The following is a 15224-nucleotide window of genomic DNA, read 5'->3' on the forward strand; positions in this document are numbered from 1 at the left end:
TTTTACTCCCTTCTCGCTCCAAAAAGGGCTATTCTTAGAGGAGAGAAGTTGACCAATTTGTGGAAGGGAGGCGGTCATGAACCGAAGAATCCGTATCCAACGGTTGGCCCCTCAAGACCGGGAGGAGTGGCAGAAGCAGTATTACCGGCACAAGGAGCAACGTCCCCGGCGTCGTCTCACGGCCTTGAAGGCCGTTTGGGACGGCCAGACTTTGGCGGACGTGTGCCGGACTCGGCACCTTCGCCGCAAGACGCTGGAGCATTGGCTGGATTGGTATCTTCATGGGGGCTTTAAGACGCTGCTGGCCCCGGAGCGGCGACGTGTTCCCCAAGCCCTGTCCTGCCAGCAACGGCGAGTCTTGCGTTACATCCTGCTGCATAAGACGCCGGCCGATTATGGCCTGGACAGCTATCAATGGACGGCCCGGCGGGCGCAGGCCCTCATCGCCGCCAAGTGGAATATTCATCTGGGGTTGGGGCGCCTGTACCCACTGTTTGATCAGTTCGGGCTTTCCCACCAGCGGGTGCATCGGGACTATGGGCCGCCTCGACCGCGGCTACAGGCGGCCTTCGTGGATGCCTTGGAAAAAAAAGGTGGAGGAAGCCAGGTCTCCGGACCGCGCTCTGGTGGCGCTGGATGAGTTTGCCCTGCGCTCCGTTCCGGATACGCATTACGCTTGGGCCGAGCGGAATACCGCGCCCAGGGTGCCCAGCGACGAACGCCAGCGGACCCGGCTGAATGGTTTTCTGACCGTCGATTTGCACCGGGGGCTCACCGGGGTTCAATTCCGCTCCCAGGGCAAAACCGGCGATGTCGTCTTCGTCGTGGTGCTGACGGTGCTGCGCTACGTACAGCAAGGGTGCCATTGGATCACCCTGATTCTGGACAATGCCCGCACCCATCGGTACGCCCTGGAAGTGGCCGCAAGGGAGTTGCTGTCGGAGATCGCCGAACTCGCCCACTGGCCGGACTTGAAAGCCACCACGGTGGAGTTTCCGCATACCCCCCGTACTCGCCCGCTCTCAACCCGGCCGAGTATCTGATCCATTGGGTTCGCCAAGAGACTCTTTATCATCTACCCTGCACCTTCACGCTCCAGGAAAAGGCGGATCGCGTTCGTCACCATCTCGCCCAGGCGCCGCCCTTCACTCCCGAACAAATGCAAAAGCTCCTGCGCCATATTTACAAGTTGCCAAAGGATAAAACAGTAAAATGGCCCAAATTGGAGTGAGAAGGGAGTAAAGGCATCACTGGCTTTTGAGCCCCACGCAAGCTTCTCAGAACGGTTTCGAGACAACGAAAACAAGGTTATCCATCCTGCTCAGTATCACCATCAAGCCACTGAAACTTCGGATAAGACCGGATATGCGTGAAATCTACGAAGGTGTACCCATTGACTCGCTGATGCCGGACCCGACGCGCATGTAATCCGCTCTCCCGCGGCTACATTGAAGCCGGATCTTTTAGGCAATACGAATTGCCGTCAACGCGGCTTCAAGGATAAAGGCCGACGCTCCTAAGCCCTACCGTTTCCTCCACGCCAAACATCAGGTTCATGTTTTGGACCGCCTGCCCGGCCGCGCCTTTCACCAGATTGTCGATGACCGACAAAATCACCACCGTATTGCCCTCCAAAGGCCTATGGACGGCGATCTGGCATCGGTTCACGCCGCGCACGTTGCGCGTGTCGGGATGGGAACCCGGCGGCAGAATGTCGACGAAAGGTTCGCCGCGATAGCGCTCCTCGAACAGCGCCTGCAAGTCGCCGTACCCGGCGTTTAGCTCGGCATAAACCGTGGCGTGAATACCCCGAATCATGGGAATCAAATGGGGCACGAAGGTGAGGCCGACGGTCTGCCCGGCGGCCTGCTCCAGCCCTTGCCTGATTTCCGGCCAATGACGATGGCCCTTGACGCTGTAAGCCTTGAGACTCTCGCCCGTTTCGCTCATCAGCATGGGAATTTCCGCTTTGCGCCCGGCACCGCTGACTCCGGATTTCACGTCGGCGATGATGCGGTCGAGACGTATCGCGCCGGACTCGACCAAAGGGAGCAGGGCCAGCTGAACCGAGGTCGGATAACAACCGGGACAGGCGATCAAGCGCGCCGAACGAATCAGCGCTCGATTTACTTCCGGCAGCCCGTAAACGGCTTCTTGCAAGAGGTGCGGCGACACATGCGATTCTCCGTACCAATGCGCCCACACAGCAGGGTCCTTGAGGCGAAAATCGGCGGACAGGTCGATTACTTTGACGCCCTGCGCCAACAAAGCCTCGGCCATACGCATCGCGGTGCCGTTGGGCGTCGCGAAAAACACCAAGTCGCATCCGGCAAGCGCATTCGCCGAGGGCTCCACGAAGACCCCATCGACGAAACCTCGCAAATTGGGGTACAGCTCGTCGACCCTCTTTCCGGCATCCGAACGCGAGGTTACGACCGATATAACGCACTCAGGATGGAGGGCGAGAATCCGCAGCAACTCCACACCGGTATAACCGGTACCGCCGACGATGCCAATTCGGATCATTTTCGGCTCTCTTGTTCAAGGAGATTCAGGAATAATCTAGGCGAAGGAGTCGCCGAAACGGCATTACGAGCCTTGCGACTTTTTCGCACTCGGCATTTCGCTTTCTTGCCGACCGTGTTCGGTGTTTTGTCGTGAATAGGCTTCCACGCTGACCTTCAATTTCTGTCCCGGCTTGAACGTCACCACGCGTCGCGCCGTTATGGGAATTTCTTCGCCGGTTTTCGGATTTCTGCCGGGCCGCTGACTCTTGTCGCGAAGATCGAAATTGCCGAATCCGGAAAGTTTTACTGAATTTCCCTGCGCCAGCGCGGACTTAATCTCCTCGAAAAACTGGTCGACCAATTCCTTGGCATCCCGTTTGTTAATGCCGTGGTTCTCGAAAAGCCTCTCAACCATGTCTGCTTTGGTCAGCGCCATCTTTTCAATCTCTCAACCTAGCATTGAATTCTTTGCTCAGACGTTCCAAGATGCTTCCCATCGTTTCATCGACCCTCGCGTCAGTCAAAGTCTCGGCCTCGTCCTGCAGAACCAGCCCGAGAGCCACGCTTTTCCGACCTGTCTCGACACCTTGTCCCCGGTATACGTCGAACACCACCACCTGTCGCAGTATCGAACCGTCAGCTTCTTTTACGCATTCGACCAAGCGATCGACCATAACGGATTCATCGATGATAACCGCGATATCCCGTCGCACCTGCGGGAACTTCGATATTCCGCGGAATACCGGAAGGTCTCTTCGCAACAGCACATCTTGATCGAGTTCGAACAGAAACACGCTCTGCTCGAAGCTTAGTTGCTTTTCCAAGCGAGGATGCAGCATTCCGACCCAACCGAGATGCTCGCCGTCGAGCCGGATTTCCGCCGATTGCCCCGGATGAAGCGCCGGATGAGCAGCGGCGGCAAACTCCAAACTCGCCTCTCGGCCGGTCAGTTTGACGATGCCCTCTATATCAGCCTTGATATCGTAAAAATCTACCGGCCGAGCCGCTTCTCCCCACTGCTCTTCGTGTACTGCCCCTATCGCCAGGCCTCCGATAGATTTACGCTGATCGATGCCGCCGTCCCGCCGCGCGAAACGTAGGCCTGATTCGAACAAGCGCACCCGGTTTTGCTGGCGGAACGTGTTCTTGAGAGCCGCGTCCAGCAAACCGCACCAAAGTCCGGTGCGCATGACGGCCAGGTCGGAAGAAATCGGATTCTTCAGGGCCAGGTAGGAAATTTCCGGCTCGATCATCACCTGCCGAGCTTCGTCCACAAAACTGTAGGTAATCGCCTCTTGGTAACCACGATCGACCAGAAGATTCTTCACCCGATCCAAATCGAGAATTCGCTCCGACACCGGCCGCATCGCCGTCGCCATAACCGGATGACGATGCGGCAACGATTCGTAACCCTGGATCCTCCCGAGTTCCTCGATGAGATCAGCTTCTATAGCAATATCGAAGCGAAATCCCGGGGGAGTCACGGTCCATCCTTGCGGATGATTCTCCACCTTCATTCCCAATCGCTTGAGAATTTCGGCGACTTTGGGTCGGTCGATGCTCATACCGAGCAGACGGGCAATCCTGTCGTAACGAAGCAGGATTGACGCACGCTGCGGCAAATGCGAAGGGCTGGTCGCTTCAACGATGGGGCCGGCTTTACCGCCGGCGATGGATAGGATAAGCTCGCTCGCCCTCTCGATCGCGCGGGTCTGAAGTTCAGGGTCGACCCCACGCTCGAAGCGATGCGAAGACTCGGTATTCAGCCCGTAACGGCGAGCCTTGCCCATGATCACGCCCGGAGTAAAAAAAGCGCATTCAATGAAGATATCCGTGGTGACATCTCCCACCGCGGAGTCGCTGCCGCCCATGATGCCCGCCAAGGCCAAGGCTTTCCGTTGGTCGGCTATAACCAAAACGTCGGAGTCCAGCGCGACCTCTTCGCCGTTCAACAGGGAAAGCTTCTCGCCTTGAGCCGCATAGCGAACATGAATGCCGCCTTCCAGTTTGACGGCATCGAAGGCGTGCAGGGGCTGCCCGGTTTCCAGCAAAACGTAATTGGTAACGTCCACCACCGCGTCCAAAGGCCGAATGCCGGCACGCCGCAGACGCTCTCGCATCCATATCGGAGCCTGAACCGTACGCGATACGCCCCTTACCAGCCGACCCAGGTAGCGCGGACACGCCTCGGGTGCGGAAACACTCACCGGAAACGTTTCCGGAACCGATACGGGAACGGACGCTATGTCGGGTACAGCCCAGTCCAGATCGTTCAGTAAAGCGACTTCTCGCGCGATGCCTTCTATACTCAAACAATCTGCGCGGTTCGGCGTCAGATCGACATCGATGACGCAATCATCCAGAGTCATGTATTCCCGAACATCGACGCCCACGAGAGCGTCGGCCGGCAATTCCATAAGCCCCGTTGCGGGATCGTCTATTCCGAGCTCCTTGGCGGAACACAGCATGCCGGACGAGGCCACGCCTCGCAGTTCCGTCTTCCGTATTACAACACCGCCCGGCAGATGGGCACCCTCGACGGCGAGCGGCACCCTTATGCCGGGCCGGACATTCGGCGCTCCACACACGATTTGGAGCGGCTCTCCGGAACCGTTGGCAACCAGGCAAACTCGCAGTCGATCGGCTTGCGGGTGCTGCGAAACCTCGAGGACTTCGGCGACGACAACGCCGCTGAACGGAGCAGCGGCGGGTTCCGTGCCATCGACCTCGAGACCCGCCATCGTCAACTGATGGATCAGTTTTTGCGTGTCTATCGACGGATTGACAAATTCTCGTAGCCAGGCTTCGCTGAAGCGCATGGGAAGGACCGTATGTTGTTCTTAAAATGCCGCGAATTGCGAGAGGAATCTAAGATCGTTTTCAAAGAACAGCCTGATGTCGTTGATGTCGTAACGCAGCAACGCGAGCCGTTCCACGCCCAGGCCGAAGGCGAATCCGGTATAGCGCTCCGGATCGATCTTGACGAACTCTAAAACGCGCGGGTGAATCATCCCGCAACCCAAGACTTCTATCCAGCCACTATGCTTGCAGACCCGGCAACCGTCACCGCCGCAACTGACACACTGTATATCTACCTCGGCGGAGGGCTCGGTAAACGGGAAATAGGACGGCCGGAACCTGACCTGCATGTCCTTTTCGAAGAAAAGAGTCAGGAACTCGTAGAGAACTCCGCGCAAATCGGCGAAGCTGACATTTTCATCGATCAGGAATCCTTCCACCTGATGAAACATTGGAGTATGGGTCAAATCGGAATCGCAGCGATAGACGCGCCCCGGTGCGATGACCCTTAACGGAGGACTCTGGCTCTCCATGATCCGCACCTGCACGGGCGACGTATGGGTACGCAGCAAGGTGTGTTCGTCGAAATAAAAGGTGTCGTGCATTGCCCGCGCAGGATGGTGGGCGGGTATGTTCAACGCTTCGAAGTTGTGGTAGTCATCCTCTACCTCCGGACCTTCGACAATGTCGAAACCGACGTTTTTGAAGAGTTGAGTGATCCTCCTCAACGTCAAGGTGACGGGATGAAGCCCCCCCGTACGCTGTCCGCGCCCGGGCAGGGTAACGTCTATCGTTTCCCGCTCAAGACGCGCTTCCAGCTCGCTCGCCTCGAGAGCGCACTTCCGCGCCTCCAAATCGGCGGCAAATTGGTCCTTGGCTCGATTGATCGCCCCTCCAGCTTCCCTGCGCTGCTCTGGCGGTAGCATACCGAGGGCCTTCATTTGCTCGGTAAACACACCTTTCTTGCCGAGATAATGCACTCGTACTTGATCGAGTTTTCCGAGCGTATCGGCTTCGGCCACTTGCTTTTGGGCCTGCACGACAAGCTCTTCAAGGGGTGGATTCACTGCCTTGCTCGCTTGGACAACGGTTTTAAAATGACAAGCGGGAAAAACTCCGCACGAGTCTTTCCCGAGAAGATGAGACGCGGGCTAACCCTGGGCGATCTTGGCCAATTCAGCGAACGCATCTTTGTCGCGAACAGCCAAATCTGCCAGAACTTTACGGTCGATCTCGACGGAAGCCTTTTTCAGGCCATCCATAAAACGGCTATAGGACAGTCCAAACTCGCGCGCCGCCGCATTGATTCTCACGATCCAAAGCGCACGGAATTGGCGTTTTCTTTGTCTGCGGTCCCGATAAGCGTATTGACCGGCTTTAATTACTGCCTGCTTGGCAACGCGATAAACTCGGCTACGGGCGCCGTAATAACCTTTCGCCTGCTTGAGAACCTTTTTGTGCCGGGCTCTCGCAGTGACGCCTCGTTTTACTCTAGGCATGGGCTTCTCTCTCGATGGGCAAGAAAAAAATCAACTATCAACTATAAGGCAACAAGCGAGTTGCGCTCCGCACGTCCGAAGGGTGCAAGACAGCGGGATTGCGCAGTTGGCGCTTTCTCTTCGTGCTCTTCTTCGTCAGAATGTGACGACGATGCGATTGATTGCATTTGAAACCGCCGGATGCAGTACGCTTGAAGCGTTTCGCTGCGCCGCGATTAGTCTTCATCTTAGGCATATAAATCTCCAACAACTCAAAGATTATTTTTTTCTCTTCGGCGCGAGCGTCATGCTTAGCTGCCTACCTTCCATTTTCGGGAACTGCTCGACAGCGGCATGCTCCACGAGATCGGTCTCTATCCGCTTCAGTAGATCTATACCCAATTCGCGGTGGCTCAATTCCCGGCCCCGAAACCGAACGGTGACCTTTGCCTTATCGCCGTCCGATAGAAAGCGGATGAGATTGCGCAGCTTAACCTGGTAATCACCCTCGTCCGTACCCGGCCGGAACTTAACTTCTTTAACCTGAATCTGCTTTTGCTTTTTCCTGGCCGCTTGCAGCTTCTTGTTCTGCTCAAAACGGAATTTACCGTAATCCATTACCCGGCAAACGGGAGGATCGGCCGCCGGCGAAATTTCGACCAGATCCAGATTCGCATCATAAGCAATTTGCCTAGCTTCTCTGGCCGACACGACTCCTACTTGATTACCGTCGGGTCCGATCAACCTGACAGTTGGCGCCGTGATCTCTTCATTCAGGCGCGGATCTTTTCTTTCAGCAGTGATGTCCTATTCCTCCGAACGCAATTATTGGAACGCAACGCGACTCGCCACATCGACGGAAAACTTGCCAATCAAATCCGGCAAGCTGAAAACGCCTAGATCCTTGCCATTCTGTGCGCGAACAGAAACGGTTCGAGAATCCAACTCCTTGTCGCCGACGATCAACAAATATGGCACACGCTGCACGGTATGTTCGCGAATTTTAAAGCCGATCTTCTCATTTCTCAAGTCGGACTTTACCCGAAAGCCTTGTTTTACAAGCTCCTTAGCCAGTTCCGCCGCATACTCGGCCTGATTCCCGGTAATATTGAGCACGACAGCCTGCACCGGTGCCAGCCAAAGCGGAAAATAGCCCGCGTAGTGCTCGATGAGAATGCCGATAAAACGCTCCATCGAACCGATGATCGCCCGATGCAACATAACAGGCGTATGCCGCGCATTATCCTCGCCCACGTATTCGGCACCGAGGCGCCCCGGCATCATAAAATCCACCTGAATGGTCCCGCACTGCCACACCCGGCCAATAGCATCCTTCAAGGCAAATTCGATCTTGGGGCCGTAAAAAGCCCCTTCACCCGGCTGCAACTGGTATTCCATGCCCTGCGCGTTCAAAGCCGCCGCCAACGCACCCTCGGCCTTATCCCAAATTTCGTCGCTGCCGAGCCGCATGGGCGGACGCGTAGAAAGCTTATACAGAATGTCGGTGAACCCGAAATCCGCATAGACATGACGGAGGGTACCTATAAATGCGACAACCTCGTCCTGAATTTGGTCCTCGGTACAGAAAACATGACCATCGTCCTGATTGAAGCCGCGCACACGCATGATGCCGTGCAATGTACCGGAAGGCTCGTTGCGATGACAGGAACCGAACTCCCCGAACCGGATCGGCAGCTCGCGGTAGCTATGCAGATGCTGCTTAAATACCTGGACATGACCGGGGCAGTTCATGGGCTTTACCGCATACTCTCTATTCTCGGAAGCGGTAAAAAACATATTTTCGTGAAAATTGTCCCAATGGCCCGACGCCTTCCAGAGACTGACATCCAAAATCTGAGGGCAACGGATTTCCTGATACCCGTTCTCAACGAATACCCGGCGCATGTACTGCTCGACCTGCTGATAGAGCGCCCAGCCGTTGGGATGCCAGAACACCATACCGGGAGCCTCCTCCTGGGTATGGAACAGGTCCTGCAACTTGCCGATCTTGCGATGATCACGCTTTTCCGCCTCTTCCAGCCGATGCAGATAGGCGTCCAAATCCTTCTTGTCGGCCCAGGCGGTGCCATAGACGCGCTGCAGCATGGCATTGCGGGAATCACCCCGCCAATAGGCACCCGCCACCTTCATGAGCTTGAAGGCTTTAAGCTTTCCGGTATCCGGCACATGGGGACCGCGACAAAGATCGGTAAAATCCCCTTGCGAGTAAAGGGAGATTTGTTCGCCCTGAGGTATGGCCTCGATAATTTCGGCTTTATAGCGCTCGCCCTGGTCACGAAAAAATTCGACGGCCTTTTCCCGATCCATCACTTCCCGCCTGACGGGAATCGCTTTTGCCGCCAACTCCGCCATCTTCTTTTCGATCGCCCCGAGATCTTCGGGCGTAAAAGGGCGCTCGTAGGAAAAATCGTAATAAAACCCATCTTCCACCACCGGACCGATGGTGACCTGAGCGTTTGGATACAATGCCTTAACGGCCTGGGCCAACAGATGCGCGGTTGAATGACGAATGATCTCCAGCCCGTCCGCGTCCTTACCCGTGACGATTTCGACCGCGGCGTCATGCTCAACGAGAGTCGACAAATCAACCAGCTTTCCGTCAATTCGACCAGCCAATGCCGCCTTAGCCAATCCCGGCCCAATGGACTGAGCCACTTCCATAAGCGTTAGGGGGTGATCGAACGTGCGAGCGGAACCATCCGGGAGACGTATCACGGGCATCAGTCGAAACCTCTTCAACAAAAAAAGCATCGACCAGCGATGCTTTTCGGAATTGGTAGGCGCGATTGGACTTGAACCAACGACCCCCACCATGTCAAGGTGGTGCTCTAACCAACTGAGCTACGCGCCTAAAATCAAGAGCGGAGATTATATAGCCATTTTTCGTTTTATCAAAGCTTTCGTTTTCAATATGACCTAAAATTTTTTAGGGTAGCGGCAAAGGAAATTCGTTATGATGGAGATTCAATACGAATTCGTTGGAAACGGCTCTGTCGAGCAACGAAGGAAAGCGCTTCCCCCAAGGGTGATAGAGATGGCCGCGTCACCGATTAAATCCCTGATTTCCGAAATTTTGCCGGCAAAAGCGAAGTTACTTCGGATGCTGCTGTTATGGATGACGGTCCTAAGCGTGGCCGGCTGCGCAATCAGCCCGTTCTCGAAGCCGGTTCGGAATGCAACGAAAACCCAGCCGTCCTTTTCCGAAATCAGTGCCCGCCCGGACGCATACAAAGGCAGAATGGCCATGCTCGGCGGCGTGATCGTCCAAACCAGTAACCGCCCACAGTTTACCGAAATCGAAGTCGTACAAAAGCCACTGGATCGTTCGGATCGCCCGGAAGATGTCGACATTTCTGCAGGGCGATTCTTGATTCGCTGTAATCGCTTCCTTGACTCGGCGGTTTATGCGAAAGGACGTGAAGTCACGGTCGCCGGAGAAATCCAGGGCAAGGAAAGCAAGCCACTCGATCAAATTAACTACAACTACCCGATAATCGGTTGCAACGAAATTCATCTCTGGGCCACCCGACCGACTTATACCTATTATCCGATGCCGTACTGGTATGATCCTTGGTGGCGTGGCTGGCCCGGTTATTATCCGTATTGGTATCCTTACTGGTAAGATCAACTCAAACCGAGAGCCGAAACGCTACAGTGGCACCCTCCCAGATCTCGAAAAAGGACACGCGATCCGGCTCCGCGAAGACTTGGATCCACCTGCCCACCCTACTCATACTTACGCTACAGCTCTACGGTTGCGGTTCCGTCTTGTCACGAACAAGCACGGACCAGATTAATCCATCCATTTCACCCGAAGCGGTTTTGGGCAACCCGAAGTCGTACATAGGCCAGACTATTCTCATCGGGGGAACCATTCTCAATGCCGAGAATCTACAGGAAGGTACGTTGCTCGAAGTACTGAGCTATCCCACGAATAGACGGGGCGAGCCGAAGCTCGGTGAGCCCCCCTTCGGCAGATTCTTTCTGCTCTATCCCGGCTATCTGGACACACTCATCTATCAACGGGACCGCAGAGTCGTCGCGGCAGGCCGGATTGTCGGTGAACGTACAACGGAAACCGGTGGCACGGTCCGAGCACTTCCGCTCTTGCACTCAGTAGAAATAAAATTGCTGTCCGACTACGACACAGGGCCTCGTTTCGGAATCGGTCTGGGCGTTGGGTTCGGCTTTTAACCGATGGTTGGCGCCTTGATTTTTTTGTCGGCGAACCATGCAACACGCCATCCCGGCAAGGCGACGACTCCAGAATTGTACGGATTGAAAAACCATTCAGCACGCTCGACAATGGATTGAACTCACTCGCCATTAACTGGGCATTTCTTTAGCGCTCCATATGCCCCCCCCTGCCAAAGGTGAGCAAATCCTCATATTGTTATTTAGGACTTATCTTTAATTGTTAAATTCATCGAACAATGATTGACGGTTTACTCAACCTCCCCTGGTGGGGACTTATTGCCGTTACGCTTGGCCTGACCCATGTCACCATCGCCAGTGTTACGATTTTCCTCCATCGCCATCAAGCACATCGCGCTTTGGACCTTCATCCTGTAGTCAGCCATTTCTTTCGTTTGTGGCTGTGGTTCACGACCGGCATGGGCACCAAGGCATGGGTCGCAATTCACCGCAAACACCATGCGAAATGCGAGACCTCGGAAGATCCGCATAGTCCTAGAGTCTTCGGAATAAGCAAGGTCCTCTGGCAAGGCGCTGAACTCTACCGCACCGAGGCAGCCAGCGCAGAGACCTTGGACCAATACGGCTATGGCACTCCGGACGACTGGCTCGAGCGCAGAATTTACGCCGCGTATCCCGCCCTCGGCATCGCTCTGATGTTTATTGCAGATGTCGCATTATTCGGGTTCTTCGGAATCACCATATGGGCCGTGCAAATGATCTGGATTCCCTTCTGGGCGGCCGGCGTGGTCAATGGGCTCGGACACCATTCCGGTTATCGGAATTTTGAAACCCGCGACGCATCGACCAATCTGTTCCCTATCGGTCTACTGATCGGCGGAGAGGAACTCCACAATAACCACCATGCCTATCCCTCTTCAGCACGACTATCCTCCTGCTGGTGGGAATTCGACATCGGTTGGTTTTATATCCGCCTAATGGAGCTGCTACGACTGGCAAGAGTGCGCCGGGTCGCTCCTAAAATCCGCATTCTGCGCGACAAACAACTGATCGATTTGGCAACGATACAGGCCGTGATGCGCAATCGCGTCCATGTATTGGCGCTGTACGGTCGTAGCGTTGTACTTCCGGTCCTGCGCCAAGAACTGAAGACTTCACTACCTGCATCCAGACGCCTGCTCCGCGATGCAAAACCGTTTCTGGTTCGCGAGGATATTCAACTCGACGAGGCCGCCACCTGCACCCTGAATCGAGCGTTAAATCTTAGCCAAACGCTCCAGACCGTGTACCGTTTCAAAGAAGAACTAAAACAGCTTTGGGCAAATTCCTCGGTCAGCTACGAAACACGCATGCAGTCACTGAGGGAGTGGTGCCAACGCGCAAAGGAAACGGGAATCCAATCCCTTCACGATTTTGCCGATTTATTGCGCGGCTACACCGCCACGAACTGTCTCGCCCCGAATTATTTGTCCGGCGCTTAAGGAATCTCCGAGCAAATCCTTCGACAGGCCCAGGACGAACGGTAACGCATTGATTCCGTTCGCGGTGAGCCCTTCGACAAGCTCAGGACAGGCTTGTCGAACGTTCTCCTGAGCTCAGTCGTAGGGCATGAACCTATGGGAGAGGGGTTGGGGTGAGGGAATGCGGCGGCTGATGGGGCATTGCGGTCGTTTCGGAAATTCAACTGCGGTTTTTAGGATGAACGGAATCAAACTAATCGGAGCTTCCTTAAGACTGAGTTTGACCGCGGCGGTCTCATCCAAATCACGGTACGGCCGAAAGAAGGTGCGATCCGATGCACCTGACGACTCCTTTTTCGGCCATACCTTGCAATTCTCTTAAACCGGTTAGGAACGCCCGACTTCACCTGTACGCCGGGATCGGTGGTTGCCTCATCCCAACCAAGCTCGCTCATCCAAGCGGTCAGGCTTCCGAGACACCGGACGGCACTTCAGATCGCCTGCTATCGAATCCGTGAGATCGGCATTTCCACCGTCCAGTCCAGTTCCGGCAGGCAAGACTCCGAGCCGCCGGGAACCCGAAATGTTCCCCCAAAAAAAAGCCCCATCCAAGGATGGGGCTTTTGCGTTTTTAGAAGTCCGGTGGACGACTACATCATATCTCCCATGCCGCCCATTCCGCCCATGCCACCCATGCCGCCCGGCATCGGGGACTCTTCCTTCGGCTCCTCGGCAACCATCGCCTCGGTGGTGATCATGAGTCCGGCTACGGAACCGGCGTTCTGCAACGCGGAACGAGTCACTTTCGCCGGGTCCAGAATGCCCATGGCGACCATGTCGCCAAATTCGCCGGTCGCCGCGTTGTAGCCGAAATTGCCCGAGCCCTCGGCTACCTTATTAAGAATCACGGAAGATTCGTCGCCGGCATTGGCCACGATCTGACGCAGAGGTTCTTCCATAGCACGGCGGGCAATGCCGATACCGACATCCTGATCGTGGTTCGTGCCTTTTAGATCCTTGATCTGTTGCAGCGCGCGGATCAGTGCCACACCGCCCCCCGGCACGATGCCTTCTTCAACAGCCGCACGGGTCGCATGCAGGGCGTCTTCGACGCGGGCCTTCTTTTCCTTCATCTCGACTTCGGTAGCCGCGCCAACCTTGATTACTGCAACGCCGCCGGCCAATTTCGCCAAACGTTCCTGCAACTTTTCGCGATCGTAATCCGACGTCGTCTCTTCGATTTGCTTCCGGATCTGAGTGATACGGCCCTGGATATTTTCCTTAGCGCCGGCGCCATCGATGACGGTGGTTTCCTCCTTGCTGATCTGCACCTTCTTGGCATTGCCCAAATCGTTCAGGCTTGCCTTCTCCAAGCTTAAACCGACTTCCTCGGAAATCACGGTGCCGCCGGTCAGGATAGCGATATCTTCCAGCATGGCCTTGCGGCGATCGCCGAAACCGGGAGCCTTGACGGCGCACACCTTGAGGATGCCGCGCATGTTGTTGACGACCAGGGTCGCGAGCGCTTCACCTTCGACGTCCTCCGCGATGATCAGCAGCGGGCGACCGGCCTTGGCCACGCCCTCGAGTACCGGCAGCATGTCGCGGATATTGGAAATCTTTTTCTCGCAAATGAGAATCAGCGGATTTTCCAGCTCTGCGCTCATGCTTTGCTGATTGTTAATGAAGTACGGCGACAGATAGCCGCGGTCGAACTGCATGCCTTCGACGACGTCGAGGCTGTTTTCGAGAGCCGAACCTTCCTCGACAGTGATCACGCCTTCCTTGCCGACTTTATCCATCGCTTCGGCAATGATCTTGCCGATGCTCTCGTCCGAATTGGCAGAAATCGTGCCGACCTGAGCGATAGCATTGCTGTCGGTGCAGGGAACCGACATTTCATGAATAGCGTCGACTGCGGCGCTCACGGCCTTGTCGATGCCGCGCTTCAAATCCATAGGATTCATCCCGGCGGCAACAGCTTTCAAGCCTTCGACCAAAATGGATTGCGCCAGAACGGTTGCAGTGGTGGTGCCATCGCCCGCGACATCGGAAGTCTGAGATGCGACTTCCTTCACCATCTGGGCTCCCATATTCTCGAACTTATCCGAAAGTTCGATATCTTTCGCCACAGAAACGCCGTCCTTGGTGACGGTCGGCGCGCCGAAACTCTTCTCGAGCACGACATTGCGCCCCTTAGGACCCAAAGTCACTTTCACTGCCTGTGCCAAGATATTCACCCCGCGGACCATTCGGGTCCGGGCGTCATCACCGAATCTTACGTCTTTCGCTGCCATTAGGATTTACCTTCGTTGGTTGATATTGAATTCCGGGCGTACTCAGTCTTCAAGCACAGCCATAATGTCGTCTTCACGCATGACAAGGATATCCTCGCCATCGAGTTTCACCTCGGTGCCGGAATATTTGCCGAACAGTACCTTGTCACCCGCTTTGACCTGCAGCGCGCGCACCTGCCCGTTATCCAGAGTTTTGCCGTTACCCACAGCAAGAACTTCGCCGCGCATCGGCTTTTCCGCAGCCGTATCCGGAATCACGATTCCGCCCGGCGAAGTACGCTCCTCTTCGAGGCGCCTCACGATAACACGGTCATTCAAAGGACGAATTTTCATCATACTCTCCTGTTCCTACTGGTGATCTTTTGGCTAACGAGCGGTCAACCGAACCCCAGGCTTGTTAGCACTCGACTAAAACGAGTGCTAATCATAGCCATCGGATATTTCATGTCAAGGTCAACGCTCGGCCGCGGCCCTTGAAACAGCGCCCCGAATCCGCGATTTCCCTGG

General features: G+C 55.6%; 15 protein-coding genes and 1 tRNA gene. 5 read left to right on the forward strand and 11 right to left on the reverse strand.

All coding sequences use genetic code 11. The features are described 5' to 3' along the window. Positions 1-76: 76 nt before the first annotated feature. Both sS8_RS09955 and sS8_RS28070 read left to right on the forward strand, forming a co-directional pair. A complete protein-coding gene (locus sS8_RS09955; RefSeq protein ID WP_119632701.1) occupies positions 77-640 on the forward strand; it encodes a helix-turn-helix domain-containing protein in 564 nt (187 codons plus the stop codon). Next, positions 594-1043 (forward strand): transposase, encoded by a 450-nt coding sequence (locus sS8_RS28070; RefSeq protein ID WP_170161025.1) that lies wholly within the window; start codon positions 594-596, stop codon positions 1041-1043. Before sS8_RS09955 ends, sS8_RS28070 begins: the two co-directional genes overlap by 47 nt. Before the next feature lie 451 nt (positions 1044-1494). Here the strand turns inward: sS8_RS28070 and argC are convergent, their stop codons facing one another. From argC to sS8_RS10005, 9 genes are all read right to left on the reverse strand, one after another. Beyond that, on the reverse strand, positions 1495-2526 hold the full coding sequence (gene argC / locus sS8_RS09965) for an N-acetyl-gamma-glutamyl-phosphate reductase (protein ID WP_119629515.1): 1032 nt from the start codon (positions 2524-2526) through the stop codon (positions 1495-1497). A gap of 63 nt (positions 2527-2589) precedes the next feature. Next, positions 2590-2943: an integration host factor subunit alpha gene (locus sS8_RS09970; protein ID WP_119629516.1), complete on the reverse strand. Its 354-nt coding sequence runs from the start codon at positions 2941-2943 to the stop codon at positions 2590-2592. Positions 2944-2947: 4 nt separating this feature from the next. Next, positions 2948-5326, reverse strand: coding sequence for a phenylalanine--tRNA ligase subunit beta (gene pheT / locus sS8_RS09975; protein ID WP_119629517.1), 2379 nt, complete (start codon positions 5324-5326; stop codon positions 2948-2950). Positions 5327-5347: 21 nt separating this feature from the next. Next, a complete protein-coding gene (gene pheS / locus sS8_RS09980; protein ID WP_408631175.1) occupies positions 5348-6346 on the reverse strand; it encodes a phenylalanine--tRNA ligase subunit alpha in 999 nt (332 codons plus the stop codon). 111 nt (positions 6347-6457) lie between these two features. After that, complete coding sequence (gene rplT, locus sS8_RS09985) at positions 6458-6805, reverse strand: 50S ribosomal protein L20 (RefSeq protein WP_077731152.1); 348 nt, start codon at positions 6803-6805, stop codon at positions 6458-6460. Positions 6806-6842: 37 nt separating this feature from the next. After that, on the reverse strand, positions 6843-7040 hold the full coding sequence (rpmI, locus tag sS8_RS09990) for a 50S ribosomal protein L35 (protein WP_119629519.1): 198 nt from the start codon (positions 7038-7040) through the stop codon (positions 6843-6845). A 23-nt stretch (positions 7041-7063) separates the two neighbouring features. Then, positions 7064-7588, reverse strand: a complete 525-nt coding sequence (infC, locus tag sS8_RS09995; protein WP_119629520.1) for a translation initiation factor IF-3 — start codon at positions 7586-7588, stop codon at positions 7064-7066. A gap of 21 nt (positions 7589-7609) precedes the next feature. Further along, positions 7610-9526 (reverse strand): threonine--tRNA ligase, encoded by a 1917-nt coding sequence (thrS, locus tag sS8_RS10000; RefSeq protein WP_119632702.1) that lies wholly within the window; start codon positions 9524-9526, stop codon positions 7610-7612. Between the two features lie 53 nt (positions 9527-9579). Then, positions 9580-9656, reverse strand: a tRNA-Val gene (locus tag sS8_RS10005). A 102-nt stretch (positions 9657-9758) separates the two neighbouring features. On the opposite strand from sS8_RS10005, the gene sS8_RS10010 reads away from it, so the two are divergent. The 3 genes from sS8_RS10010 to sS8_RS10020 all read left to right on the forward strand — a co-directional run bounded on the left by sS8_RS10010 (position 9759) and on the right by sS8_RS10020 (position 12441). Continuing rightward, the gene (locus sS8_RS10010) at positions 9759-10427 is read left to right on the forward strand and encodes a Slp family lipoprotein (protein ID WP_119629521.1); all 669 of its coding nucleotides are present in this window, start codon (positions 9759-9761) and stop codon (positions 10425-10427) included. A 32-nt stretch (positions 10428-10459) separates the two neighbouring features. Continuing rightward, positions 10460-10999 (forward strand): Slp family lipoprotein, encoded by a 540-nt coding sequence (locus tag sS8_RS29905; protein WP_408631167.1) that lies wholly within the window; start codon positions 10460-10462, stop codon positions 10997-10999. 239 nt (positions 11000-11238) lie between these two features. Next, the gene (locus sS8_RS10020) at positions 11239-12441 is read left to right on the forward strand and encodes a DesA family fatty acid desaturase (RefSeq protein ID WP_119629523.1); all 1203 of its coding nucleotides are present in this window, start codon (positions 11239-11241) and stop codon (positions 12439-12441) included. A 629-nt stretch (positions 12442-13070) separates the two neighbouring features. On the opposite strand, the gene groL is transcribed toward sS8_RS10020, so the two are convergent. Further along, complete coding sequence (groL, locus tag sS8_RS10025) at positions 13071-14717, reverse strand: chaperonin GroEL (protein WP_119629524.1); 1647 nt, start codon at positions 14715-14717, stop codon at positions 13071-13073. Between the two features lie 42 nt (positions 14718-14759). Beyond that, positions 14760-15050, reverse strand: coding sequence for a co-chaperone GroES (groES, locus tag sS8_RS10030; protein ID WP_077731211.1), 291 nt, complete (start codon positions 15048-15050; stop codon positions 14760-14762). Positions 15051-15224 lie beyond the last annotated feature (174 nt).

Origin of the sequence: Methylocaldum marinum, from assembly GCF_003584645.1 — a bacterium.
Taxonomy (GTDB): Bacteria; Pseudomonadota; Gammaproteobacteria; order Methylococcales; family Methylococcaceae; genus Methylocaldum; species Methylocaldum marinum.